This is a genomic window from Bacillus cereus group sp. MYBK227-1 (assembly GCF_051916325.1).
Lineage (GTDB): Bacteria > Bacillota > Bacilli > Bacillales > Bacillaceae_G > Bacillus_A > Bacillus_A cereus.
On the sequence record NZ_JBQAGK010000010.1, the window covers coordinates 64,116 to 87,731 of the forward strand.

The following is a 23,616-nucleotide window of genomic DNA, read 5'->3' on the forward strand; positions in this document are numbered from 1 at the left end:
AACAATGGCCTTTGAGCTTCGTCCTGAACTTATCAAATGATAATAGTAGGCGGCGACGAGAGTTGGTACTCGTTATCAAAACCACAGTATAAGAGCATAGAGCTCCGTACTTGTTAAGGCTAATTATGTGAGTAATTGGCGAAATAAGGTGGTACCGCGACTGTTTATACAGCCCCGCCCTTATCTTTTTTAAGATAGGGGTGGGGCTTTTTATATTTTAAAGGAGGAATGTAAGATGAGTATTTTTATTGGGGGCGCTTGGCCATATGCGAATGGTTCATTACATCTTGGCCATATTGCGAGTTTATTACCTGGAGATATTTTAGCACGTTATTACCGGTCAAAAGGTGAGAATGTGTTGTATGTTTCGGGAAGTGATTGTAATGGAACACCGATTGCAATTAGAGCAAAACAAGAAGGTGTGACAGCGAAGGAAATTGCTGATCAGTATCATGAAGAGTTCCAGCGATGTTTTCGTAGCCTTGGTTTTACTTATGATTGCTATACACGTACAGATAGTGAGCACCATCATGAAACGGTTCAAAATGTTTTTTTACGTTTATTAGAAGAAGGACATATTTATAAAAAAATAGTGGAACAAGCATATTGTGAAACGTGTACGCAGTTTTTACCGGATCGTTATGTAGAAGGAATATGTCCACATTGCCATGAAGCAGCAAGAGGTGATCAATGCGATGCGTGTTCTGCTATTTTAGATCCTCTTGATTTGTTAGAAAAGAAATGTAAGTTATGTGGTAGTACACCATCTGTACAGGAAACAGAGCATTTCTATTTCGCATTGCATACATTTCAGGAGCAAATTAAAAGGGCTGTAGAAATTGCCAAGCAAACAGGGACATGGCGCGACAATGCGATTCAACTAACAGAGAGATATGTAAAGGAAGGATTACTAGATAGGGCCGTATCACGTGATTTACCAATTGGGGTACCAATTCCAGTAGAAGGGTATGAAGATAAGAAAATTTACGTATGGATTGAAGCAGTGACAGGCTATTATTCAGCGAGTAAACATTGGGCTGAAGAAACAGGGAAAGATGATCAAGAGTTTTGGGATAGCGAAGCGAAAACATATTATGTGCACGGAAAGGATAATATTCCGTTTCATTCCGTCATTTGGCCAGCGGTATTACTTGGAATAGGGGAGGAAGCAATCCCGCGTCATATCGTTTCGAATGAATATTTAACAGTTGAAAAAAGAAAATTATCTACAAGTAAAAACTGGGCAGTATGGGTGCCTGACATATTAGAACGCTATGATCCAGATTCTATTCGTTACTTTTTAACCGTCAACGCACCAGAAAATCGCGATACTGATTTTTCATGGCGGGAATTTATTTACAGTCATAATAGTGAATTATTAGGTGCATACGGGAACTTTGTGAACCGGACATTAAAGTTTATCGAAAAATATTATGGTGGTATCGTGCCGAAGGGAAGTATTGAGGTAGAGCTGAAAGATAAAGTAGAAGGATTATATAAGCGTGTAGGAGAGGCGATTGAGCAAACTAAATTTAAGGTGGCGCTAGAAACAATATTTGATGCAGTACGTTTTGCAAATAAATACTTTGATGAAAAGCAGCCTTGGAAACAGAGAGAAGATGATCCAGTTTCATGTGAAGAAACGATTTATAACTGTGTGTATCTTATCGCTAATTTTGCAAATCTCCTTGAACCGTTTTTACCATTTTCAAGTGAAAGAGTTCGAAACACATTGTCGATTGTGAAACGAAATTGGGAACCGCAAAATACGTTGCCAAGTAGAATTGATAGCGTACAGCCATTATTTGAGCGAATCGATGTAAAACAAATTGAGCATGAGATAGAGAAGCTGTATGGAGCGATAAAATGAGATAGAGAAAAAGACCTTTCAAGTAAATGAAAGGTCTTTTGTTATGCAGTATGATTCTCTTTCTTATCTTTCAAAAAGAAAAGTACAGCAAGGATTACAAGAATAATAGCTGCAATATCATACGTTATTTTAAATGTAGTATTAAAGTTTAAGTACTCTACGAAAGGAGTTTTCACTGCTCCTGCATATATACAAACGGGAATGAGAAGTAAATCGTAAAATTTCTTTTCTTTCATATATCTTATTAGGAAGAAGATACACATAATAGCAAAAAATACGATGCTTAAAATAGTCATTTATATCTCCAGATAAATTTACTTATTTTAATTGCAGTTATATCTTTTATATAAATTCTGTATTTTTTCAAGCGCTATGCACGCGATTTTGTTTCCTTTCTTTCCTAGCCGTAAGCAGCTGAGGAGTGAAGATCCCAACTAATATGAAAATAATTCCAATCCACTGCATGAACGTTACGACTTCATGTACAAGTGTAATAGAAGCAATAATAGCAGTTGGTAATTCAGCTGCACCTAATATTGTACCAAGCCCTGTTCCAACCTTTGGTACACCGATTGAAAAACAAATGACAGGTACAACAACGCCGAATAATCCGAGGAAGAAAGCATATTTCCATAGACCGGCTTGCAAAGCACCGTCTGTTAAAAAGGTTGGCGGAAAGAATAGGCATACGATAAGAGTAGCGCTTGTTGTCATAAGGAAGCTTTTCGTATAAGGCGGAACATCCGTAGCGACGCGCCCGCTTGCAAAAACATAGAATGAAAAAGAGACAGCAGCTAATAGTCCAAAGATAATCCCTTTCGTAGAAAAACTTTGTCCGAGGCCTTCAAATACACCACCTGCAAACAATGTACCAGCAAATAAAATAAGGATAGATATAATCTTATCGCGGCTTGGAAATGTTCGATTTGCAATTGCTTCGATAATGACACCAATCCAAGTGAACTGAAAGAGTAGGACGACAGCGATAGATGCGGGTAGTTCTTCTACAGAAATAGCGTAGAAAATCCCGGTCATACTCATTGTTGTTCCGACGGTTAGTAAGGAAAAGAATTGTTTTTTTGTTACTTTATGACGTGAAAAGAAAAGAACGAGTAGAAATAGTCCAATCCATCCGAAGACATATTGTCCCCCTAATAGTTGATGTGCTGAAAATCCATTTATGAATCCGAGTTTGAAAATAGTTGAAAGTATGCCATAGCTGCAAGCACCGAATAAAACGAGCAATGAATATTTAAACTTTTCCATAAAAAATCCTCCTTTTAAGTAATAAAAAACGCCCGCTATCCAAATAAGGATAACGGGCGAACGAAACAGAGTCATATACTCTACAAAATTCCGCCACTCATACGAAGTATGAATTTGGGGTATGAAATTGTAGTAGGTTTTTACATTGCTTTTGGGAATACAATAGAACATTTTACACCTTGAGGCGTGTTTTGTATCCCATAAGGAAACTGATGTTTATCTAATATTTGTTTCACGATATATAATCCAAGACCACTACCTTGTACTAAACCGTGTTTATCAGGGTTTGCGCGATAGAAAGGCTCAAATAAATGAGCAAGTTTATCTTCATCAATTTGTGAACCTGTATTTAATACTTCTAATGCGTAACCATTTGGTTTTTCATAAAGCTTTATATATACGTGCTGATGGTCAATTGTATAATGAATTGCATTTGAAATAATGTTAAAAATAGCAGTTTGAATAAATTTAGGATCAGCTAAAATTTGTACGTCGTGTTTAATATTAGATTGTACATTTAATTGTTTTACAGATACAAAGTAATCTACTTTCTTCATAACATCCTCAATAATATTAGATAAAGAAATGACTTCTAAATTAGGTTTAAATTGAGGGTTTTGTATTTTGGATAATTCCGACATTTTTTCCGTTAATATGTTAATGTCTTGCATCATCTCGTAGGAACGTTTCAAATACTTATCTCTATCTTTATAAGCTCCAATTCCGTGAATCATGCCATCTAGTTGTCCCATAACGGCTGCGATTGGTGTTTTTAATTCATGGGATACCATAGACATAAATTCTTTACGAGATTGTTCTAATTGTTGTTCCTTCTTGAGCTCATTTCTTAAATCTTGATTGCTTGCATGTAAATTCTTCACAATATTTGGTACTTGTGAAGCAGCTACTTGCAAATTAAAATCTGTTTGATCTTTATTTTTGTTAAGTAGCTTTTTATCTGAGAAATCAAGATTCATAATATCTTTTAAAGCATCGCTCATATATTGAAAAGGTTTGGCAATTAGTTTTGTATAAATTAAAGATCCGAGTAGTGATAATGCAAGCATTGTCGCGCCAATATGTGGAGCTAATTGCTGCAACGCATCTGCTAACTTTGGATTATCATTTGTATCATTTGTTTTACTTGCTGCATTTTGTGTATGTAAGGCATCATTATTAGCGGCTTTCTTTTCTGCTTCTGTAGGCGGATTAGAAGTGCTATTTTTCCCCGAAAGATTTTGTGTATGTTCTTTTGCCTTTACAGTTTGGCTAGGCTGCAAAAGGTGATTGATAGCTGTAGAAAGAGATTTATAATCTATAATAGAAGATTGGAAATTAGAAATGCTCCCCTCTGACACAGCTTTATTTTGCTTCGTTTTACTTCCGTCGTTTTGCTTATCTGAATCGGCCTGTTCTGTAGTCGGCGTTCCATTTTCTTTCGCAAAACGTTCTTTATCGTAGTTTGAAGCTAGAAAGTAAATAATTTGATAAAGGCAAAGTGATAAAAGAATACAAAATAATAAGGTTTTGATGAAAATATTTTTGGTGATGTTGTCTTTGCTACGATTCGATTTTGTAGCCAATGCCTTTCACCGTTTTAATATAAGGAATTCCTAATTTTTTTCTTAAGTTTTTAATATGTGTATCTATAACTCTTACATCACCATAATGTTCATAGCCCCATACCTTATTCAACAAATCACTTCTTGATAATACTTTTCCTCGATTTTGCAGTAAAGTATAAATAATTTCAAATTCTTTTGTTGTCAATTCAATTTGATTACCATGAACATAAGCTGCATATGCTGTAGAGTTTAACATCAACTCATGGAATTGTAGTATAGTTGCAGCTTCTGCTTCCTTCGTTGCTGCCCTTCTTAATACAGCCTCTACACGCTTAATAAATACAGTGTAATGGAATGGTTTCGTAATATAGTCATCAATACCTAATTCAAATCCTTTAATTTCACTTTCTTCATTATGTAAGCCTGTTAACATAATGATTGGTACATCAGATTGTCCTCGCATAATTTTACAAATACTATAGCCATCTATATCTGGTAACATTACATCGAGGAGGACAAGATCGTATGAATTTTTTTGGAAAAGAAGAATACCTTCTGTTCCAGCACCAACTACATCAACTGTAAAGTTTTGTGCCATTAGAAATTCACGAATAAGTTCTTGTATATCTGGGTTGTCTTCAATCACCAGTATATGCGTCATAGTAACACCTCCTAAATAACGCTTTTTACTGCAATATTCGAATTCATCATTTTTCGAGTGACTCAGATTGTTTATACATATAATAAGCCCCCGCTATAAAATAATCATGAAGGTAGCAAGGGGAATAGTTTAGTGTTACTGAATGGTTCAGAATTACAGTAGTTCTATTATAGTATGTATTATAAAATTTATAAAACATTATAACTGTATAATTTTAATATCTACGTTTATCAATGTTTAAATGTTAGCTAATCAAATCTATTCCTATTATATATGTAAATACAGTTGTTTTGCTACTGTAAATGAATAAATAAAATAAGCCAAGACATAAAATTCTTGGCTACACATAAATCTTGTTTTTAGGCTATTTTACAGTGACAGTAGCTTGCTGCTGAACGCGCTCAAATAACCAGTGTATATCATTGTTATACATACGAATACAACCAAGTGTTGTCCATTTGCCGATTGCTTGATTATTGTTAGTTCCGTGAATCGCATAAGTTGTTCCGTAAGTTCCTGCCATATTTAATCCGAGCCAACGGTCACCAAGTGGATTACGTGGATCGCCGCCTTTAATTTTGCCTGTATAATAAGGGCGATTTTTAATTTTATTTACGATTTGAAAAGTGCCTTTAGGTGTAGGTGTTGCAGCTTTTCCAGTAGCGACAGTAAAACTTTTTATAAATTTTCCATCCTGATAATAATCCATTTTATTTAACTGAGTGTCTACGATTAATTGATCTTTCGTTGTAGCTGCCTCTGCGCTAGCGAATGGAAGAGTTAAAAATCCTAATGATAATAGTGCGCTTAATAATAATTTTTTCATTGTTATTCTCCTTTTACTATCGTAAGAGTCTTACATACAATGAAGTTGTAATCCTCGTAATGCTTTATTTACATTTTCATCTAATGTTTCAAAGAATGTAGTGATTTTGCTGTTGTGTTTGTTGTTGTTATCAATAAGTAATCTTTCATTTAATAAAAGCTCACCACGTAGTCCAAAACTTTGAACTTGAATATTTAGCTCATCTTCATTTTCAGAGATGATTGGTAAGAAATAATGAAAAGCTTTTGTTGGAATGATGTAGCTTTTGCCAATCATGCTTTCTTGATTTGAATTAATCCATTTTTTCGTGACAATTTTAATATTCTTTTTTGAAACGATAAAAGATAGTGTTGTAGATTTTGTTAAACTTACGTCAAATTCACTTGTTTCACATATTTGTAAATTAAAAACGGTTTCATTTTGATGAGATTCAACATTTGTATTAATAAAATCGTGCATTTTATATGCTTCCATTTCGTATTCACCCTTTTTTCAATTTCGAAAAACGACTTATATTTATTCAAATTAATGCTTAGTCATATATTGGTTAAATTTTTCAACAAATTCCGATATAATCTTACAATACGTATATGAAGCTAATATGAAGTTAGCATGAGTTTGTGATGGTTTTTTATTGAGAACAAAATAAGAGAGGTTTTTTAGTGCTAAAAAATGGATAAAATTTGCATGTTATTAATGCGCCTTTTCGCTATTTCGACTTGAAAAATGATTTTTACTATTTAATAAAGAACGAAAATCATTAGTGTGACCCTTACAAAAATGTAATAAAAATGTAAGCTATTGTGATAGTTATTTCGACAATTTTTTTATACAATAATAGTAAGAAGTTGTACGTGATTGAAAGGAGAGATGACATGGAATGGATTCATGAATTATTTCAGCAATACGGGTACTATGTTGTACTTGTCGGCTTGCTGTTAGAATATATTGCACTTCCGTTTCCGGGAGAGCCAACATTAGCATATGCGGGATTTTTAGCACATAAGGGTGATTTAAGTTTACCGATTTTAATTATTCTATCTTTTATTGGGACAAGTGTAGGAATGACGATTCAATACTTTTTAGGAAATAAATTAGGTATGCCTTTCATTCAAAAGTATGGGAAATACGTATTTTTAACGCAAAGAAAAATCGACTTAACGAGAATGTGGTTTGATAAGTATGGGTACTTCCTGATTTTTATTGGTTTCTTTATTCCTGGTGTACGTCATTTCACAGGATACTTTGCAGGAATTATTAATTTACCATTCCGTCGTTTTGCCATTACAATTTATTCAGGCGCTCTATTTTGGGTATCATTCTTCTTAATCGGTGGTTACTGGTTAGGTGGAAACTTACATGATATCTTTGGAGTGCTAGAAGGTCATATCGGTAAAATCATTTTTGGAGTTATTGTGATTGTAGCGATTACGTTAGGTATTCGTTTCCGTAAGCAGTTAAAACGGGTATTACTACAAAACGCAAGTTAATATGAAATCCATTCTATGTCAGAATTTAGGAAGTCAGTGCAAAAGCACTGACTTTTTTATTTTTAAGACTATGTTTAATGCACATTTTACATTCTTTATAGGAATTTGATACAGGATAAGAAATAAGTATCTTGTCAATTATTATAGTCGTAATGACAATTATAATTGACAAAGATAAGGATATTATTTACAATTTTAATTAAATAAATGAAAAAGAGGGAAGACATGAAGCTTCAAAATCGAGTGAGGGAATTGCGAGCAAAGCATCGTTTATCACAAGGGGATTTAGGGAAAGCGATTGGATCATCACGGCAAACGATTAGTTTAATTGAGCGCGGGGATTATGCACCATCTATCGTATTGTCGTTAAAAATCGCACAAATTTTCAATGTACCGGTGGAGGAAATATTTACGTTAGTAGAGGGGGAAGAGGACGATGAAGAGTAAACGAAAAAAACAATTTGATTCTGTGGGGAAAATAGCATTAAGTATGATAGGAGGATTTTTAACGTCTTATATAGCTTTAAATTTACTCTCGGATGAACCGAGAAAATTATCATCCAATACATTTATAGGTATATGTACTATTTTTGGAATCTTAATGATGTACTATACTTGGAAGAATACACGTATGTTAGCAGAGGCACGCGATGAAGAAGAGAGCGTACAAGGCAGAAAATTAGGCATTATAAGTATATATTTACGTGTAGGCGATATAGTTACGCAGGCATGGTTTGTATATGCAGTTATTACATGTAGACGTGCACTGTTGCAGGATACAAATGTTTCATTTGCGGTGTGGAATTTAGTAGCTTCTATTGTTTGTTTAACTATTGTAGTAATTATCGGACTTATAACAAAAAATCGTTATAATAAGCTATATCCTGAACAAGGTGTAACGTATATGGAATCTATGAAAATGTGGACGAAAAACGCAGATGAAGGATTAAAGCACATTGTGCATGAGGCTGGATATAAAGCGTATGAATTTACGAATACAATATTGGCATATGTATGGTGGGCTGCCGTTATATATACAGCTGCTAGTAATATCGATTTTGTATTAATTGGCTTAATCTCATTTATTTGGATATTGCATCTTGGGAAGTTCATGTACGAAATGCAGAGGAAAATGATTTATTAAGGGGAGAAAAAGGTGGATATTTTAAGAAGGCCAGCTGGCTCAATGACAGTGGCGTTAATTCTGTCCATTTTATACGGAGTAATCCGAACTGGGAAATTAGAAGTAATTTTGAACCTATGGGCAATAGTTGGAATTTCATTGTTAGTGTTAGCCATTCATGAGCTAGGACATGTAGTATTTGGTGTAATAGGTGGTTTGACATTTAAATTTATGACAGTAGGACCCATTACTATTCAAAAAGAAAAGGGAAAATTACGCATTCGAGAAAATAAATTGTGGGCGTACTTTGGAGGCGTTGCAACACTAGTACCACCTTCTATAGAGACACCGAATCTTTCGAAAAAGTGGGCGTGGCTCACTTTAGGTGGACCGATTACGAGTTTACTATTTGGTATTACTTCCGGTTACATATATATGGTGAGTTATTATCAATATCTTTTATATTTTTCCTTTTTCCATTTTGCAATCTTTGCGGTTACAATTGTGCCGATAAAAGGAATGCTTATGAGTGATGCGATGCAATTTCTTATTTTAATTAAAGATGATGAAAGAGCTAGAAATCACTTATATGAGATTCAAATATCGAGTGAGTTATTTAGTTATAAAAGACCGAAAGATTGGGATGAAAGGTTAGTAGAATTGAGTGAGGAGAAAATAAAAGAGAATAAAGGGATAAGAGAGATAATGAGTAGACTTATGCTCGTCTTTTTTGCTCGTGCAGATCAAGAGGGAATGGAAAGAGCGATACCGTATATAGAACGAATTGTTCAACTACCTGTAACGAAAGAAAATAAGTTTTTCGTTAGTAGTTTTCATAGTTGGTACCTTTTATATAAAGCCCTTTATCAGATGGATAGTCTTTCTTTGCAAGAAGCAAAGGAACATGCAAAGGCTATTACAAAAATGGACCTAAGTGGATATTACCGTACACAAGGAATTATTAGATATGTAGAAGGTAATATGGAAGCGTCCCGTACTTATATGAAGAAAGCCGATCAAGAATTAAAGAGCGCCGAGAAGAGTGAGATGGGATATTTACAAGTAGAAAGAGAATGGTTTGAGCAGCTGAAAGAGAGGGTATCTTACGATGGGTGAGGTATCCTCTTTTTTATATGTCATCTTATGCCGTTCCATAAACAGCCTAGGACGAGTAAAATGAGATAAGAAGAGCAAAGCTTGGAGGAATTCTAGATGGAAATTTTAACGATTATTTTAATCGTCTTGCTCATTTATGCTGTTTTTAAAGTGGCATATGTAGCATTAAAGATACTCGCGATCTTATTAATTATCTTTTTAATCGTAGAGTTCGGCAGTAAATTGCTTGGTGGATAGGGTATGTTGTGCGTTTTGAGTGTCGAAGGTTGTCGGTAAATCGATATCTTGTGTCGAAGCGTCGATATAATGAAAAAATCGTTGATATAAGTGGAGAAACGATCGATATATTTGAAAAATCGTTGATATATTTTAGTGAATACGAAGTGGGGTATATGGAAAAGAAGTTGCCGTGAGGGCAACTTCTTTTTATCGTGATGCGGGGTATGCAAACCAACATAAAAAAGCTGGAAGAGTATCTTCCAGCTTAAGAGTTACTTTCAATTTGGCGACCGCTATCTTCTTCATTGTCTTGTAATAGGTTGAATACGTCTGCTAAGCAGAATGCAATGAACCAAGTCCATAGACCGTGGAAGAAAGCTGAGCTTAATTGAAGTGGTAATGTATAGTTTGTCATTGAGTAGGAAATACATCCACCAACGATTCCGATCATTGTTAATAACATTGTTTTTTGAGCGTTTTCTTCTGGATTGAAGAGGAAGTAAATGTATCCGCCTAAAATTGAAGCGCTTACAAGTGTTTCGATTCCATTAAAGATGATATTCTCTCCAAGCTGAGTGTTTGTCCAGAAGCAGATTGTTCCGCCGATAATAGCAAACAGGACAGCTATTGTATATCGTATATATTGATTCATATGTTCATCTCCTTATGTAATAAGATGATTTGGAAGTCAAAAAGGTAGGTATAGTATATTGAAGTGAGTTTTAATTGTACGTATCTTTTTATAAAAAGATCATTGAAGAGTAACTAAGATGATCGGTTGTTTAAACCGTTACGTGTATGGTGTCTGAAATATACCCGACTGCTCGTTTCTTTTTGCTTGTAAAATAAGAGAAACTTCCAAGTCTATATACTCTTTTTTTGTGAGTCTGCTTTCATTATAACACATTTAGGGACATAATAATAGAATTATCTGATTTTGTAATAAGTGTAAAAAATAAAAAGCGCAAGGAAATACCATTAACGGTGCAGTTTAGTGGAAGAAGGATTTTAATTTATTATGATGAAATATGTAATCAAGGTGAGATCTAAGAATGAGGCTTAAATACTATAAAAAATGTTTTATAGCATGAATGTAAGGGAGGAGAGCTAACTTGGAGTTCACAACAGAAAGATTAATAATTAGACCTTTTAAGAGTACTGATTTACAGGATGTATTTGCTATTTATAATAGTGATGATACATGTAAGTTCCTATTACATAATAAGTGGACTCATGAAGACATGCAGAAAAGATTTAATAAGAAGATAGCAAATCATGTACTGACTAAAGAAACAATATTAAGTTTGGCAGTTATATACAAAACTAAAGTAGTTGGTGATTTATCCGTATGGTACACAAATATGAAAGACACTGTTGAGATTGGTTATAGTTTTTCAAATGAAGTAGCTGGGAGAGGTTTGGCGACAGAAGCAGTAAGTAGTTTGGTATTGAAATTATTTAATGAATTCAATGTACATCGTATACAGGCTAATCTTGATGCACGTAATACGGCTTCACAAAAATTGTGTGAACGAATAGGTATGAGAAAGGAAGCCCATTTCATACAAGATTTTTGGAATAAAGATGAATGGACAGATAGTATTGTATATGGAATGCTATCCTCCGATTTGTAGTAATAAACTTAGTGATTTTATTCTGCTAAAAGGTACGTTAGTTGAATAACAAAGGGCATAACATATTATATATGACTAATATGTTATGCCCTTTAATTTATTAACCTTTTTATATGCGTTTGAAACGGCCGACAATTTCAACTGTTTCAGTAATGTTCATAAATGCTTTGTTATCCACTTGACGGATAATACGTTTCATTTCGCCTAACTCATAGCGAGTCACGACAGTGTAAATCATTTTTTTCTTATGGTTTGTATAGCCGCCGACAGCGTCTACCATTGTCACCCCGCGTATGCCGTGATGTAGTAGTGCGCTTTTTATTTCCTCGCCTTTTTCTGTAATAGTCATTATCGTTAATTTAATATGTTTCGTATGCACAGCATCGATAACTTTGCTGACTACAAATCGACTAATTAACGTATAAAGTGTAATATCCCATCCGAAAATAAAACCTGCTGCTACAAGTAAGATTAAGTTGAATACAAATATGATTGCTCCAATTGAAACATCTCGATATTTCGCTACAATCAATCCAACAACATCAAAACCACCTGTTGAAGAAGCAAATCGGAATATAATTCCTGAAGCTGCTCCGCAGATGACACCACCGAATACAGAAGAAAGTAAAATATCGTCTGAAACTTGGTGTACCGGGATAATGTTCATCGCTAACGATGACACAGCTACAAAGTAAGCTGTTAAAAAGGTTGTCTTCTTGCCTAAGTAAAAGTGACTTAAAATAAGAAGAGGAATGTTTAGTAAAAAGATAAGTGCACCGATATTGTAGTGCATTAAATAACCGATAATCATCCCTACACCAGCGAATCCACCGCTAATCATATTATGCGGGATAAAAAACATATTCATAGAAATTGCATACAAAATAGAAGCTATAAAAATAACAACCAACTGTATCATAAATTCTAAGTGAAATGTTTTAGCTGCTGGGAAGGATAAAAAGGCGGTGTCGGGAACGTAATCGGCGTCTCCTAGTTGACCCATAGTATGTTTCATCTCCATATTCATTTTTGATTACAAGAAGAGAATAAAGGTTTTTTCAAAAACTGGCAATAGTTTTATTATAATGCAAAAATTTTATAAATTTCTAATAAATCAAGCCTATTCATTGATGTGTGTGAATATGCTAAAGAAAGCGAATACAACGTTTCTTAATTATTGTTTTCTTGAGAAAATATGCAAAATACTTTTTTTGAAAATAAAAGGAAATAGAGAATATTTGCCCGATGTGCTAAAATGACCTTATTAAGGATGTGAAGCGATGGAATTTTTATTGCAGGATGCAATTCTATATATATCGTTTGTAACGACGGCACTTTGTTTATTAGAAGTTTTCTTCCTTGCTAATGTTTCTCGCTTTGTGCGTCAACAAGCATCAAGCGGTAGACAAAGAGCTTTTGCGTTAGTTGATACATGTGAAGATAGTGCGGGAAATGTACCGCTATTTTCTATTTTTTATAAATATGGAATGATTCGTTCTGTACGCAGACAAGAATCAAGTGAAGAGAATGACGAGGTCGGTCCGTATACGCCAATGTTTCGCTAAATAATTACGAAACATTGGAGGAATGAACATGTTAAAATCATACCGAGCTGTGCTCGTTAGTTTATCATTATTATTTGTTTTTGTTTTATCTGGTTGCAGTAATGCAGCCCCAATTGATGCACATAGTACGGGAATTTGGGATCATTATTTTGTATATCCAATCTCGTTTATGATTCAATTTGTTGCTCATCATATACCTGGAGCTAGCTTTGGGATTGCTATCATTATTATGACGCTCGTTATTCGTTCAGCAATGATTCCATTAGCTGTTTCGCAATATCGCAGCCAAGCGAAAATGAAGAAAATGCAACCTGAATTGCAGAAGCTAAAGAAAAAGTACGGTGATGTAAGCAAAGACCTTGAAAAACAAAAGCAGTATCAAAAAGAAATGTCAGAACTAATGAAATCAGGCGGTTGGAATCCACTTGCTGGTTGCTGGCCAATTTTTATACAAATGCCGATTTTCTCTGCTTTGTATTATGCGATTAGCAGAACTGAAGAGATTCGCACATCTTCGTTTTTATGGGTGAACCTAGGACATGCAGATCCATATCATATATTACCGATTATTGCAGCGTTAACGACATTTATTCAGATGAAAGTTTTCCAATCGAATATTACACCTGGAGAACAAGTACAGATGCTAAAGATGCAGCAAATTATGATGCCGGCAATGATTCTATTTATGGGGTTTGCGGCGCCATCAGGACTTGTGTTGTACTGGATAACAGGTAACTTATTTACAATGACACAAACAATTGTATTAAGAAAAATAATGGAACGTGAAGAGTTACAATTACAAAAAGCATAGAGAAACACCGCTCATTACGAGCGGTGTTTTTTTGTTAAATCGTTAAGGAAATGTTAAGAAACCGACATTACTATAGGCATTGTATACGAAAGTGTACATGCATTAGAAATATGAAGGAGGAAATTTCCTATGAAGAAGAAAACAGTTGGTTATTTAGCGATTGCAGGTGCTTTATCATTCGGAATCATTGGAGGAGTCGGCATTCCGGCATTCGCGGCAACGAATACTCCAGCAGTGGATCAGCCTGCAAAAACGGCGAAAAAGGATTTGGATGACGCTACAAAACAAAAAGTAAAAACAATTATGGACGATACAAAGAAACAGTTAGAGGAATTAGGTGTAAAGCTTCCAGAGAAAGAGAAGCGTAAAGACATGTTTGCAGGATTAGATGAACAGGCGAAAGAAAAAGTGAAGTCCATTTTAGAGCAAGAGAAGTCTGGTAAATTAACACGAGAACAGGCAAAAGAAGAATTAACAAAATTAGGCGTGAAGTTCCCGGAAAAGGGTAAGCACAAAGAAATGTTTGCGGGATTAGATGAACAGGCGAAAGAAAAAGCGAAGTCCATTTTAGAGCAAGAGAAATCTGGAAAATTAACGCATGAGCAAGCAAAAGAGGAATTAACAAAGCTAGGCGTGAAAATGCCGGAGAAAGGTAAACATGGAGACATGTTTGCTAACTTAGATGAACAGACAAAAGAGAAAGCGAAGTCAATTTTAGAGCAAAAGAAATCCGGAAAATTAACGCATGAGCAAGCAAAAGAAGAATTAACAAAATTAGGTGTGAAACTTCCAGAGAAAGAGAAGCATGAAGACATCTTTGCTGGATTAGATGAAGCAACAAAAACAAAAGCAAAAGCGATTTTAGACAACGAAAAGAAACAATTAGAGGCATTGAATGTTGATTTACCGCACCATAAGTTTTTTATGAAAAAAGAAGATAAATAATTGATTTATGTATCTTTCGTGTGGGCAACCGGAAGGTACGTGCGAGGACCGATTTCTGTCAGCAGAAATCGGTCCCTTTTAATGATTCAATAAAATTCTTTTCATTGTTAGTATGTATCCGAAGATGCAGTAGAAGATTGCAAAACCGATAAACACTTCCGTATATTGATATTTACCCAATACGTAGAAGGAAACAGCTGGTATAATAGCTACCGCTAAAATGCTATAACCAGGATACTTGTGCCGATGCATGATAGCGAATAGAATAGAGAGAAACGTAGCAATGATACAAAAGACAGCAATCATTATTGGTGCACCTCCTAAACGGATTATACCATTTTTAGGGAAATAGGGAAGTTTTGTATCTTCTGTTATAATATAAGAAGAGAAATATTTCCTATGTTATATAAAAAATATATTGATTTTTTCTAACAATTCAATATAATGAACAATAACTACAAAATTCGACATCAAGAAGTGATGATGAGGACACGATCAATTTTTTACGATTTTCAGAGAGGGAAGCCTTTGGCTGTGAGCTTCCTAATACGGAAAAATGGATTACCACCTCTGAACTGCAGCAGTGAACGAGCATCTAGTAATTGCTTGCCGGCAAAAACCGTTATTTAGACTTGAGAAATTGGTGAAGTGTGTTACTTTACGAATTGAAACAAGGGTGGAACCACGAATACAACACTCGTCCCTTTTTTAGGGAGGAGTGTTTTTTTATTTCATTTTTGCATCACACTAGGATTGGAAGGAGGATACGCAGCATGCATCATGATGAGAAGAACAAAATTGGTTTAACAGTAGCACTTTCTATCGTAGTAGGAACGATTATTGGATCTGGTGTGTTTATGAAACCAGGGAGCGTATTAGATTACTCGGGGAGTTCTAATATGGCCATTCTTGCTTGGGTAATTGGTGGTCTGTTGACGCTAGCAAGTGGTTTAACAGTAGCTGAAATTGGAGCGCAAATCCCGAAAAATGGTGGGTTGTATACGTATTTAGAGGAGATTTACGGAAGTTTTTGGGGATATTTATCAGGTTGGATGCAAACAATTGTTTATGGACCTGCTATTATCGGAACATTAGGTTTATACTTTAGTTCTTTAATGATAAATTTTTTCTATTTAGATAAAGTGTGGAATTTACCAATCGCAATTGGAACGGTTGTGTTCCTTGGCGTTGTAAATAGTATGGGAACAAAATACGGAGGTATCGTTCAAACAATCACGACAATTGGGAAGATGATTCCGATTGTGTTAATTGTTGTGCTAGGTTTCTGGAAAGGGAATAGCGATATCTTTAACGTAGTTGTGCCGATATCGGAAAATCAAAGTATCGGTATGGCAATTTTAGCAACGTTATTTGCTTATGACGGCTGGATTTTACTTGCTTCGATTGGTGGAGAAATGAAGAATCCAACAAAGTTATTACCGAAAGCAATGACAGTAGGGATTTTAATCGTAACGGCTGCTTACGTATTAATTAACTTGGCGTTATTAAATGTATTACCAGCAGCGAAAATTGTAGACCTTGGAGAAAATGCAACAGCGACAGCTGCAGGCATGTTACTTGGAGAATATGGTGGGAAAATTATTAGTATCGGTATTATCGTTTCTATTTTCGGTTGTTTAAATGGAAAGATTTTAACGTTCCCACGTATCCCAATGTCTATGGCAGAGCGTGGACAACTTCCATTTTCTAAGTTTATTGCAAAGGAAAGTCCGAGATTTAAAACACCAGCAAATGCGATTACTGTTGAAATCATTTTAGGAATTATTTTAATGATTATTAGTGATCCGAATAAGCTATCTGAGATTTCCGTATTCATTATTTATATTTTCTATGTAATGACGTTTATTGGTGTCTTCATTTTAAGAAAACGTAATAAGAATAAAGAGCGTGCATATAGTGTGCCGTTATTCCCAATCGTACCAATCGTAGCGATTTTAGGTTCGCTCTTTGTAATTGGTAGTGCAATTATCAATGATCCGGTAAGTTGTTTCTTATCCATTGGAATTGTCTTTACGGGACTTCCGGTGTATTGGTATTTAAATAAGAAGAAAGAAACAGAATGATGGAAGGGTAGGCGTATAATACGCCTACCTTTTTTACTGTAAAAAAATTATACTTGCGTCCATTTTCTATTTTGGTTACTATAATCGTAGTAACCAAAACAGAAAGCGTGGGGAAAGACTTGAATTTTCGTGTTTATATTTTAGCTATCGCGGCTTTCGTAGTCGGAACGGTTGAGTTAATTATAGGAGGAACGCTCGATTTAGTTGCCAATGATTTAGGAGTATCTATTAGCGCAGCTGGTCAGCTTATAACAATATTTTCGGTAGTATTTGCTTTGTCAGGTCCAGTTTTATTAGCTGTGACAGGGAAGTTTGAAAGAAAAACATTGTATGTTGGAGCATTATCGATTTTCTTAATCGGAAATATTATTTCGGCATTTAGTGTAAATTACGGAATGCTAATGTTCTCAAGGGTTATTTGTGCGGCAAGTGGTTCATTAATTATTGCGCTATCGGTAACACTTGCTTCTAGTGTAGTAGAACCGCATTTTCGTGCGCGTGCAATTGGAATCATTTTTATGGGAATTAGTGGATCACTTGTACTTGGAGTACCGCTTGGTCTTGTACTCGGAAATGCATACGGATGGCGTGCACCATTTGTATTAATTTCTGTATTAACAGTTATGGCAATAGCTTGTATTTCATTGTTCTTAACGAAAGTACCACCGACATCGGTATTATCAATAAAAGAACAACTTGCTACTTTAAAAGATAAAAAAATTGTAAGTGCACAGTTAACATCATTTTTGTTTTTAACGGGGCATTTAACATTGTATGCATATTTAACACCGTTTTTAAAAGATGTCATGCATGTTGAAGCAAACTGGATAAGTGTGTTTTACTTTATTTTCGGAATCGCAGCAGTAATTGGCGGCGGGTTCGGTGGATGGCTTGCTGATAAATGGGGATCGAAGAAAAGTATTATCTCGATTATTATCGTATTTGCATGTGCAATCTTCATACTGCCATTAATGACATTCTCATTCCCGCTCTTCATCATTATGATGGGACTTTGGAGTATGCTGAGCTGGGCGATTTCACCAGCACAGCAAAATTATTTAATTGAAATTGCACCGGAATCAGCTGGTATTCAGCAAGGTTTAAATAACTCTGCGCTTCATTTAGGAATTGCACTCGGTTCAACAGTAGGCGGAGTTGTTATTGAAAAATCATCTGTTATGTATAATGCTTGGGTAGGCGGTGGCTTTATTATATTAGCACTGCTTTGCGCGATTTTCTCGATTACGAGAGGACGCTCTACTCAGTTCGTAAAAGAAGAATCTATCGTTTGATAGGTTCTTTTTTTATTTGTAAAAAATTGCAGGTTTTAGTAAGAATATGGAGAATTGGTATATAGCGAGGTGATGGGAAAATGGTGTTTAATTTCTCGATATTCGGTATAATACTTACACTATTACCGATAGTTGTAGCTGTTTTTGTATTAGGCTGGATTCGTTGCATCTATCAAAATTCAGAGAAGCAAGTAGAGCAAAATGAAAAAATCATTGAGCTGTTGATAGAGATAAAGGAACAAAACGAAAAGGAGTCTAAGTGAAAAATTAGACTCCTTTTTATTATTTAATTAGTATCTCAACTTCATCAACAAACTCTTAATTTCATCATCTTCCATAAAGAGATCGTGGTGCTTCTGGGTGATCTTTGCAAGTGCAACGTCGTGATAGAAAAATTCTGTAAAGAACTTTACGAAAGGTTGTGACATTGTTTTCATCGCTTGCCATGACTCTTGTTCTACGCCAGCAAATAAAATTTCACGATCGTCAACGATAAGTAGCAAGTAGCGCTCTAATGCATTAGGTTCTTCAGCTGGGATTAGAAAATGCATGTTTTCTAAGTCTGTTTCTACTTCTCCAACAATAAGGGATTCAATTTGAACACCTTGTTTTGCTTTTTGTTCTAGTAAAGGGAGATATTCTAAAAGAGTATCATTCCAAGCTGAAATACGGATTGATTCTTGTGCACTTTCAATGAGTTCTTTACTTTGAACTCGAATAGAAGATTGCATTTTTAAGCTCCACACACGGTCATCTGTAAATGATTTTTTTGATATATTTGTTTCCAGTTCTTTAATATTTGATTGGAACTCTGTCGTTAATTTTTCAATTGCTAGTTTTAGTGGTAATGCTGTATACAATTTTTTCTTTTCTGAAACAGAATCCATTACCATTCCTTTATCGATTAGGCGTGCTAGTACTTCATATATTTTTGCTTTTGGAACACCTGAATGCTTCACAATTGTTGTAGCATCTAATGGTTCATTGCTTGATACGACAACTTCATAAGCTTGGCTTTCATATTGTGAGAAACCGAATTTTTGTAACATAGTTCCCTCCGAACGAATGAGATTATATTTTAAGGATAATGAACTATTTGTTTTTGCACAAGTGGTAGTCCGTTTTCTAATTGTATTAAGGTGAGAATTAATTTCAATTTTTTAATTTTATCTATTATACTTAATATAATGATTAATAAGTTTTTTAATTTAATGCAAAGGGGATGCTGGGGGGAAGATGTTAAGAAGTTTACGTTTAAAAATTGCGGTAGTGTTTTCAGTTCTTATTTCTATGATGTTCGTAATATTGGGTACAGCTGTGTATCAATTACAGAAAGAAAAGGAAGTGCGTTCCTTAGACGAGTATTCTCAAAATGCGATGGATCTTGTGACAGAGCAACTTACGACATTTGTTCAAAGAACGGATGAAGATATGGGGTATTACGCGAACAGTGAGATGATTCGTAATATACTTCAAAGTGGGGTTACTCCAGAAGAGGAAGCGTTTTTAACGAAAGAGTTTGCGGAGTATAAAAAGAATCATCCTGGTATTTTAGATTTATATATTGGTACGAAAGATAAAAAAACATTAAGTGCCAATCTTGCTGAAGGTGGGCAAGTGCCAGAAGGATATGATCCAACGACAAGACCATGGTATAAAGATTCAGAGGCTGATGTAAAAAAGGTCCATTGGGGACAACCTTCTTATGAAATTGCAACAGGAAAGTTAAGTGTAGGTGTTTCTAAAGCAATTACAGCTCAAGATGGGTCTGTATTAGGCGTTGTTGCGATGGATGTATCGCTTGGGACGATTCAGAAGTTGCTTCACAATATTCAATACAATAATGACGGAGAAATGTTTATTATAAATGATAAAAATATGGCTCTTGTTTATCCAGAAAAGATAGGAAAAGATGTTTCTAAAGAACCACTTATAAAGAGCTTAAATAAAGAGGTAACAAAATATGCGGTCACTACAATAAAAGGTGAAGATGTAGTTGTTTACAGTCAATCATTTGATACGATGAAATGGACGATAGGAATCTTTTATCCGAAAGAAACGATCGATGGGCTATTAAATAGTACGAGAAATACAGTTATTATAATGGCGTGTATTAGTTTATTAGTTGGAATCGTAGCTTCCTACTTGTTCTCAAGAAGATTAGCAAGACCACTGCAACTATTAAAGAATCACGTGCAAAAAGTAGCAGAAGGCGATTTAACGCTGCGAATGAAAGTGACAAGTAAAGATGAAGTTGGAGAGTTGACTAAGCACTTTAATGATATGGTTGAACAAATGAATGAAATGGTAAGTAAAATTAAAAACAGCGTATCAACGGTGCAACAATCAACGAATAGTTTACATTATTTAACGAATGAAACGGTAGCGGCTAGTAGAGAAGTTTCAGGAGCGATGGATGATGTGAGCGGAGGAGCTTCTACTCTTGCGAATAGTGTGGATGAAGTTTCAGCTCAGCTCGAGAATATGGCGGAGTCAGTAGAACAAATGAATAGCTCCGTTGGTGAAATAAAAGGAGTGGCTGGCAAAGCGGAAGAGGCATCTAAGCAAGGATTAAATACAATGAGGAATTTAATCCGTACGAGGGGACAATCATCTTCGATTGTTGTTCATACAGAAGAAGCATCGGATAAGTTAGAACAAAGAGTTGGATCGATTCAAAATGTTGTTGAGCTTATAAAAGGCATTTCGGATCAAACAAATTTACTTGCTTTAAATGCATCGATTGAAGCTGCCCGTGCAGGTGAGCAAGGTAAGGGATTTGCGGTTGTTGCTGAAGAGGTTCGGAAATTAGCGGAACAATCAAAAGAGGCAACCGGAGAAATCACAATGATGATTGGTGATGTACAATTAGAAGTAAAAAGGGTTGTAGAAGTTGTAAGTAAATTGAAAGACATTGCAGATGTGCAAAATAAAGTGACGTCAGAGGCGGAAATGGAGTTCCGTACAATTATGTCAGTTGTAAATACGATTAGTACTTCAGTTGAAAAAATTGTAGAAGAGGTACATAACATAGGTTATGAGCAAGGGGAAATTACAGCGGTAATGCATACAATTGCTGGTACGAGTCAAGAAAGTGCAGCTGTTTCTGAAGAGGTACATGCTGCAACGGAATCACAGGTGAATCATTTAGAAAAGGTAGCTCACACGATGGAAAGTTTGACAGAACATATGAGAGATTTAGAAAGATTAGTCGAGCAGTTTAAAGTGGAAGAGTAACATATTAGTAAAATGATGAGGATTTCGGTAAAATAGACAATGGATATATAAGAAACGATTATAGGAGGAAGACTACTATGGCAATTGTTGATGTATCGATTATTCCAGTAGGAACAGGTAATCCAAGTGTTAGTGAATATGTAGCAGAAGTACAAAAGGTGCTAGAGAAAAATGCGGATCGCGTGAAGTATCAATTAACACCGATGAATACAATTATTGAAGGAGATCTTCCTGTCATTCTAGAAGTAATACAACAAATGCATGAAGTTCCATATACGAAAGGTGCACAGCGTGTTGCAACAACTATTCGTATTGATGATCGTCGTGATAAAGTAAGCACAATGGAGAAAAAATTAAACTCTGTTCGATCAAAATTATAAGAAAAAGCAGCGATCTTCGCTGCTTTTTTCATATAGGAGGTAAATAAAATGAGTGAAAAGTTTAACGAGCAGTTTGATGGTTTACTGGAGAAATATACTGAGCTGTTACTTGGAGAGAGCAATGAAGAGAGAAAAGAACAGGTACAGAAGTGGGCACTGTATTCTTACATAGCTAAGACGATGCCAGCTTTAGTAAAGCATTGGAATGAAACTTATCCAGATGCGAAAGAAGAGATGGTACAGTTAATTACAGATATTAAAAGGCTGAATGAAGAGAAGCGAAATGAGCAATAAAAAAACTTGAGGTAAATATAATCGCAAGTTTTCTGTATTAATATCCTTATATAATTTACATGGAATATAAAGGATTTTATAGGCATGTCGAATATTTTCGACATGCCTATTTTATACCTATTAAACTCCATTTTTCTAAATGTCGAAAAATATTTCAGGTATATTTATAAGCAGAAATATAGGTTTTTAAATGTTTTTATAGTATTTTATAAATTATCTAAATAATTATTTGTATCCAATAATTTTAAACAATGATATAATTTTGAAGAGGGGTAAAAAACAGATAAATTACAGTCATAGGGGTGAATTACATGGAACAATTAATGCGAAATTCGTTTCTTTTCTTATCTAAAAATAAAGCGCTAACAAAACTGGCTAAAAAGTACGGTTTACGCTTTGGTGCAGGTCGCTTCGTCGCAGGGGAGACGATTGAATTAGCGACAGCTGCCATTCAACAATTAAATAAGCAAGGTCTTTGTGTAACAATCGATTATTTAGGTGAATTCGTTGATAATGAAGCGGAAGCAAATGAAATGGCTAACCAATCGATTGAAGCGATCCGTGCAATTGGAAGAGAAGGTCTTGATTCGCAGCTTTCTTTAAAGATGACTTCTATGGGATTAGATATCTCTGATGAAATCGTAATGAACAATATGCGCCGTATTTTAGAAGCTGCAAAAGAAAATGGTGTGTTCGTTACAATTGATATGGAAGATTATACACGCTGCGGTAAAACAATTGATATCTTTAAACAATTAAAATCTGAGTACGATAATATTGGTACTGTTATTCAAGCTTACCTATATCGTACAGAAAAAGATATTGAGGATTTAAATGCTTATAAACCTAATTTACGTCTTGTAAAAGGAGCTTATAAAGAACCTGAAGAAGTGGCGTTCCCGGACAAGAAAGATGTAGATGACAATTATAAAAAGATTATTAAAATGCACTTATTAAATGGAAATTATACTGCAATTGCTTCACATGACGAAGCAATTATTGAATATACAAAAAAACTTGCTGAAGAACATAATATTCCAAGGGATCAATTTGAATTCCAAATGTTATATGGTATTCGTAATGAGCGTCAACTTGAGCTAGTAAAAGAAGGTTACAAAATGCGTGTTTACGTACCTTATGGAAACGATTGGTATGGATATTTCATGCGCCGTCTAGCAGAGCGTCCAGCAAACGTTGCGTTCGTATTAAAAGGTATGGTTAAAAAATAACCAAGGAGA

At 35.0% G+C, this 23,616-nt stretch carries 27 protein-coding genes and 2 other annotated features (1 of these 29 cut by a window edge); of the genes, 17 read left to right on the plus strand and 10 right to left on the minus strand.

The features are described from left to right. Positions 1–185 (plus strand) — a binding site (T-box leader); it begins 86 nt to the left of the window's first position. A gap of 50 nt (positions 186–235) precedes the next feature. Then, positions 236–1,870, plus strand: coding sequence for a methionine--tRNA ligase (gene metG, locus ACTFRM_RS27610; protein ID WP_025686645.1), 1,635 nt, complete (start codon positions 236–238; stop codon positions 1,868–1,870). 41 nt (positions 1,871–1,911) lie between these two features. Here metG and ACTFRM_RS27615 read toward each other — a convergent pair whose 3' ends face one another. From ACTFRM_RS27615 to ACTFRM_RS27640, 6 genes are all read right to left on the minus strand, one after another. Further along, entirely contained in the window at positions 1,912–2,166 is a 255-nt protein-coding gene (locus ACTFRM_RS27615) for a hypothetical protein (RefSeq protein WP_000154129.1), read from the minus strand. A 67-nt stretch (positions 2,167–2,233) separates the two neighbouring features. After that, positions 2,234–3,136, minus strand: coding sequence for an EamA family transporter (locus tag ACTFRM_RS27620; protein ID WP_000410484.1), 903 nt, complete (start codon positions 3,134–3,136; stop codon positions 2,234–2,236). A 140-nt stretch (positions 3,137–3,276) separates the two neighbouring features. After that, positions 3,277–4,719, minus strand: a complete 1,443-nt coding sequence (locus ACTFRM_RS27625; RefSeq protein ID WP_440043792.1) for a sensor histidine kinase — start codon at positions 4,717–4,719, stop codon at positions 3,277–3,279. Beyond that, positions 4,697–5,362 (minus strand): response regulator transcription factor, encoded by a 666-nt coding sequence (locus ACTFRM_RS27630; protein WP_000148833.1) that lies wholly within the window; start codon positions 5,360–5,362, stop codon positions 4,697–4,699. Before ACTFRM_RS27630 ends, ACTFRM_RS27625 begins: the two co-directional genes overlap by 23 nt. Positions 5,363–5,726: 364 nt before the next feature. Beyond that, positions 5,727–6,188 carry a L,D-transpeptidase gene (locus ACTFRM_RS27635; RefSeq protein WP_000735058.1) on the minus strand — a complete coding sequence of 154 codons (462 nt, stop codon included), beginning with the start codon at positions 6,186–6,188 and terminating at the stop codon, positions 5,727–5,729. 30 nt (positions 6,189–6,218) lie between these two features. Then, entirely contained in the window at positions 6,219–6,662 is a 444-nt protein-coding gene (locus ACTFRM_RS27640) for a DUF3978 family protein (RefSeq protein ID WP_000388769.1), read from the minus strand. Between the two features lie 401 nt (positions 6,663–7,063). Between ACTFRM_RS27640 and ACTFRM_RS27645 the strand changes: the two genes are divergently transcribed. The 5 genes from ACTFRM_RS27645 (at position 7,064) to ACTFRM_RS27665 (ending at position 10,154) form a co-directional block, all read left to right on the plus strand. Next, positions 7,064–7,678, plus strand: a complete 615-nt coding sequence (locus tag ACTFRM_RS27645; RefSeq protein WP_006918798.1) for a DedA family protein — start codon at positions 7,064–7,066, stop codon at positions 7,676–7,678. A 225-nt stretch (positions 7,679–7,903) separates the two neighbouring features. Next, on the plus strand, positions 7,904–8,125 hold the full coding sequence (locus tag ACTFRM_RS27650) for a helix-turn-helix transcriptional regulator (RefSeq protein WP_000776168.1): 222 nt from the start codon (positions 7,904–7,906) through the stop codon (positions 8,123–8,125). Beyond that, positions 8,115–8,822 carry a DUF3169 family protein gene (locus tag ACTFRM_RS27655; RefSeq protein ID WP_098286421.1) on the plus strand — a complete coding sequence of 236 codons (708 nt, stop codon included), beginning with the start codon at positions 8,115–8,117 and terminating at the stop codon, positions 8,820–8,822. The genes ACTFRM_RS27650 and ACTFRM_RS27655 overlap by 11 nt, the downstream gene beginning before the upstream one ends. A gap of 42 nt (positions 8,823–8,864) precedes the next feature. After that, complete coding sequence (locus tag ACTFRM_RS27660; RefSeq protein ID WP_002164641.1) at positions 8,865–9,917, plus strand: cytochrome c oxidase subunit II; 1,053 nt, start codon at positions 8,865–8,867, stop codon at positions 9,915–9,917. 96 nt (positions 9,918–10,013) lie between these two features. After that, on the plus strand, positions 10,014–10,154 hold the full coding sequence (locus tag ACTFRM_RS27665; protein WP_000404782.1) for a DUF3985 family protein: 141 nt from the start codon (positions 10,014–10,016) through the stop codon (positions 10,152–10,154). Between the two features lie 247 nt (positions 10,155–10,401). Here ACTFRM_RS27665 and ACTFRM_RS27670 read toward each other — a convergent pair whose 3' ends face one another. Next, positions 10,402–10,788 carry a DUF3938 domain-containing protein gene (locus ACTFRM_RS27670; RefSeq protein WP_001077773.1) on the minus strand — a complete coding sequence of 129 codons (387 nt, stop codon included), beginning with the start codon at positions 10,786–10,788 and terminating at the stop codon, positions 10,402–10,404. Between the two features lie 460 nt (positions 10,789–11,248). On the opposite strand from ACTFRM_RS27670, the gene ACTFRM_RS27675 reads away from it, so the two are divergent. Next, complete coding sequence (locus tag ACTFRM_RS27675) at positions 11,249–11,770, plus strand: GNAT family N-acetyltransferase (RefSeq protein ID WP_000397299.1); 522 nt, start codon at positions 11,249–11,251, stop codon at positions 11,768–11,770. Between the two features lie 109 nt (positions 11,771–11,879). Here the strand turns inward: ACTFRM_RS27675 and ACTFRM_RS27680 are convergent, their stop codons facing one another. Continuing rightward, entirely contained in the window at positions 11,880–12,773 is an 894-nt protein-coding gene (locus ACTFRM_RS27680; RefSeq protein WP_000530044.1) for a YitT family protein, read from the minus strand. A 277-nt stretch (positions 12,774–13,050) separates the two neighbouring features. Between ACTFRM_RS27680 and ACTFRM_RS27685 the strand changes: the two genes are divergently transcribed. The 3 genes from ACTFRM_RS27685 (at position 13,051) to ACTFRM_RS27695 (ending at position 15,091) form a co-directional block, all read left to right on the plus strand. Beyond that, positions 13,051–13,335: a hypothetical protein gene (locus tag ACTFRM_RS27685; RefSeq protein ID WP_000394930.1), complete on the plus strand. Its 285-nt coding sequence runs from the start codon at positions 13,051–13,053 to the stop codon at positions 13,333–13,335. 28 nt (positions 13,336–13,363) lie between these two features. Beyond that, on the plus strand, positions 13,364–14,146 hold the full coding sequence (gene yidC, locus ACTFRM_RS27690) for a membrane protein insertase YidC (protein ID WP_000920522.1): 783 nt from the start codon (positions 13,364–13,366) through the stop codon (positions 14,144–14,146). A gap of 129 nt (positions 14,147–14,275) precedes the next feature. Next, positions 14,276–15,091, plus strand: a complete 816-nt coding sequence (locus ACTFRM_RS27695; protein WP_000730853.1) for a hypothetical protein — start codon at positions 14,276–14,278, stop codon at positions 15,089–15,091. Between the two features lie 78 nt (positions 15,092–15,169). Here the strand turns inward: ACTFRM_RS27695 and ACTFRM_RS27700 are convergent, their stop codons facing one another. Next, positions 15,170–15,397 carry a hypothetical protein gene (locus tag ACTFRM_RS27700; RefSeq protein WP_000562231.1) on the minus strand — a complete coding sequence of 76 codons (228 nt, stop codon included), beginning with the start codon at positions 15,395–15,397 and terminating at the stop codon, positions 15,170–15,172. A gap of 165 nt (positions 15,398–15,562) precedes the next feature. Next, positions 15,563–15,799, plus strand: a binding site (T-box leader). A gap of 65 nt (positions 15,800–15,864) precedes the next feature. Here ACTFRM_RS27700 and ACTFRM_RS27705 point away from each other — a divergent pair. From ACTFRM_RS27705 to ACTFRM_RS27715, 3 genes are all read left to right on the plus strand, one after another. Next, positions 15,865–17,175 carry an APC family permease gene (locus tag ACTFRM_RS27705; protein WP_000546312.1) on the plus strand — a complete coding sequence of 437 codons (1,311 nt, stop codon included), beginning with the start codon at positions 15,865–15,867 and terminating at the stop codon, positions 17,173–17,175. Positions 17,176–17,228: 53 nt separating this feature from the next. Next, entirely contained in the window at positions 17,229–18,467 is a 1,239-nt protein-coding gene (locus tag ACTFRM_RS27710) for an MFS transporter (protein ID WP_322372840.1), read from the plus strand. A gap of 80 nt (positions 18,468–18,547) precedes the next feature. Continuing rightward, the gene (locus ACTFRM_RS27715) at positions 18,548–18,730 is read left to right on the plus strand and encodes a hypothetical protein (RefSeq protein WP_088322168.1); all 183 of its coding nucleotides are present in this window, start codon (positions 18,548–18,550) and stop codon (positions 18,728–18,730) included. 27 nt (positions 18,731–18,757) lie between these two features. Here the strand turns inward: ACTFRM_RS27715 and ACTFRM_RS27720 are convergent, their stop codons facing one another. Beyond that, positions 18,758–19,516 (minus strand): TrmB family transcriptional regulator, encoded by a 759-nt coding sequence (locus ACTFRM_RS27720; protein ID WP_016125651.1) that lies wholly within the window; start codon positions 19,514–19,516, stop codon positions 18,758–18,760. A gap of 187 nt (positions 19,517–19,703) precedes the next feature. Between ACTFRM_RS27720 and ACTFRM_RS27725 the strand changes: the two genes are divergently transcribed. The 4 genes from ACTFRM_RS27725 (at position 19,704) to ACTFRM_RS27740 (ending at position 23,607) form a co-directional block, all read left to right on the plus strand. Beyond that, positions 19,704–21,704: a methyl-accepting chemotaxis protein gene (locus ACTFRM_RS27725; protein WP_322372839.1), complete on the plus strand. Its 2,001-nt coding sequence runs from the start codon at positions 19,704–19,706 to the stop codon at positions 21,702–21,704. 77 nt (positions 21,705–21,781) lie between these two features. Next, a complete protein-coding gene (locus tag ACTFRM_RS27730) occupies positions 21,782–22,084 on the plus strand; it encodes an MTH1187 family thiamine-binding protein (RefSeq protein WP_001018860.1) in 303 nt (100 codons plus the stop codon). A gap of 48 nt (positions 22,085–22,132) precedes the next feature. Continuing rightward, a complete protein-coding gene (locus ACTFRM_RS27735; protein WP_001290594.1) occupies positions 22,133–22,378 on the plus strand; it encodes a YusU family protein in 246 nt (81 codons plus the stop codon). Between the two features lie 311 nt (positions 22,379–22,689). Beyond that, a complete protein-coding gene (locus ACTFRM_RS27740; protein ID WP_000436783.1) occupies positions 22,690–23,607 on the plus strand; it encodes a proline dehydrogenase family protein in 918 nt (305 codons plus the stop codon). The last annotated feature ends 9 nt before the right edge of the window (positions 23,608–23,616 follow it).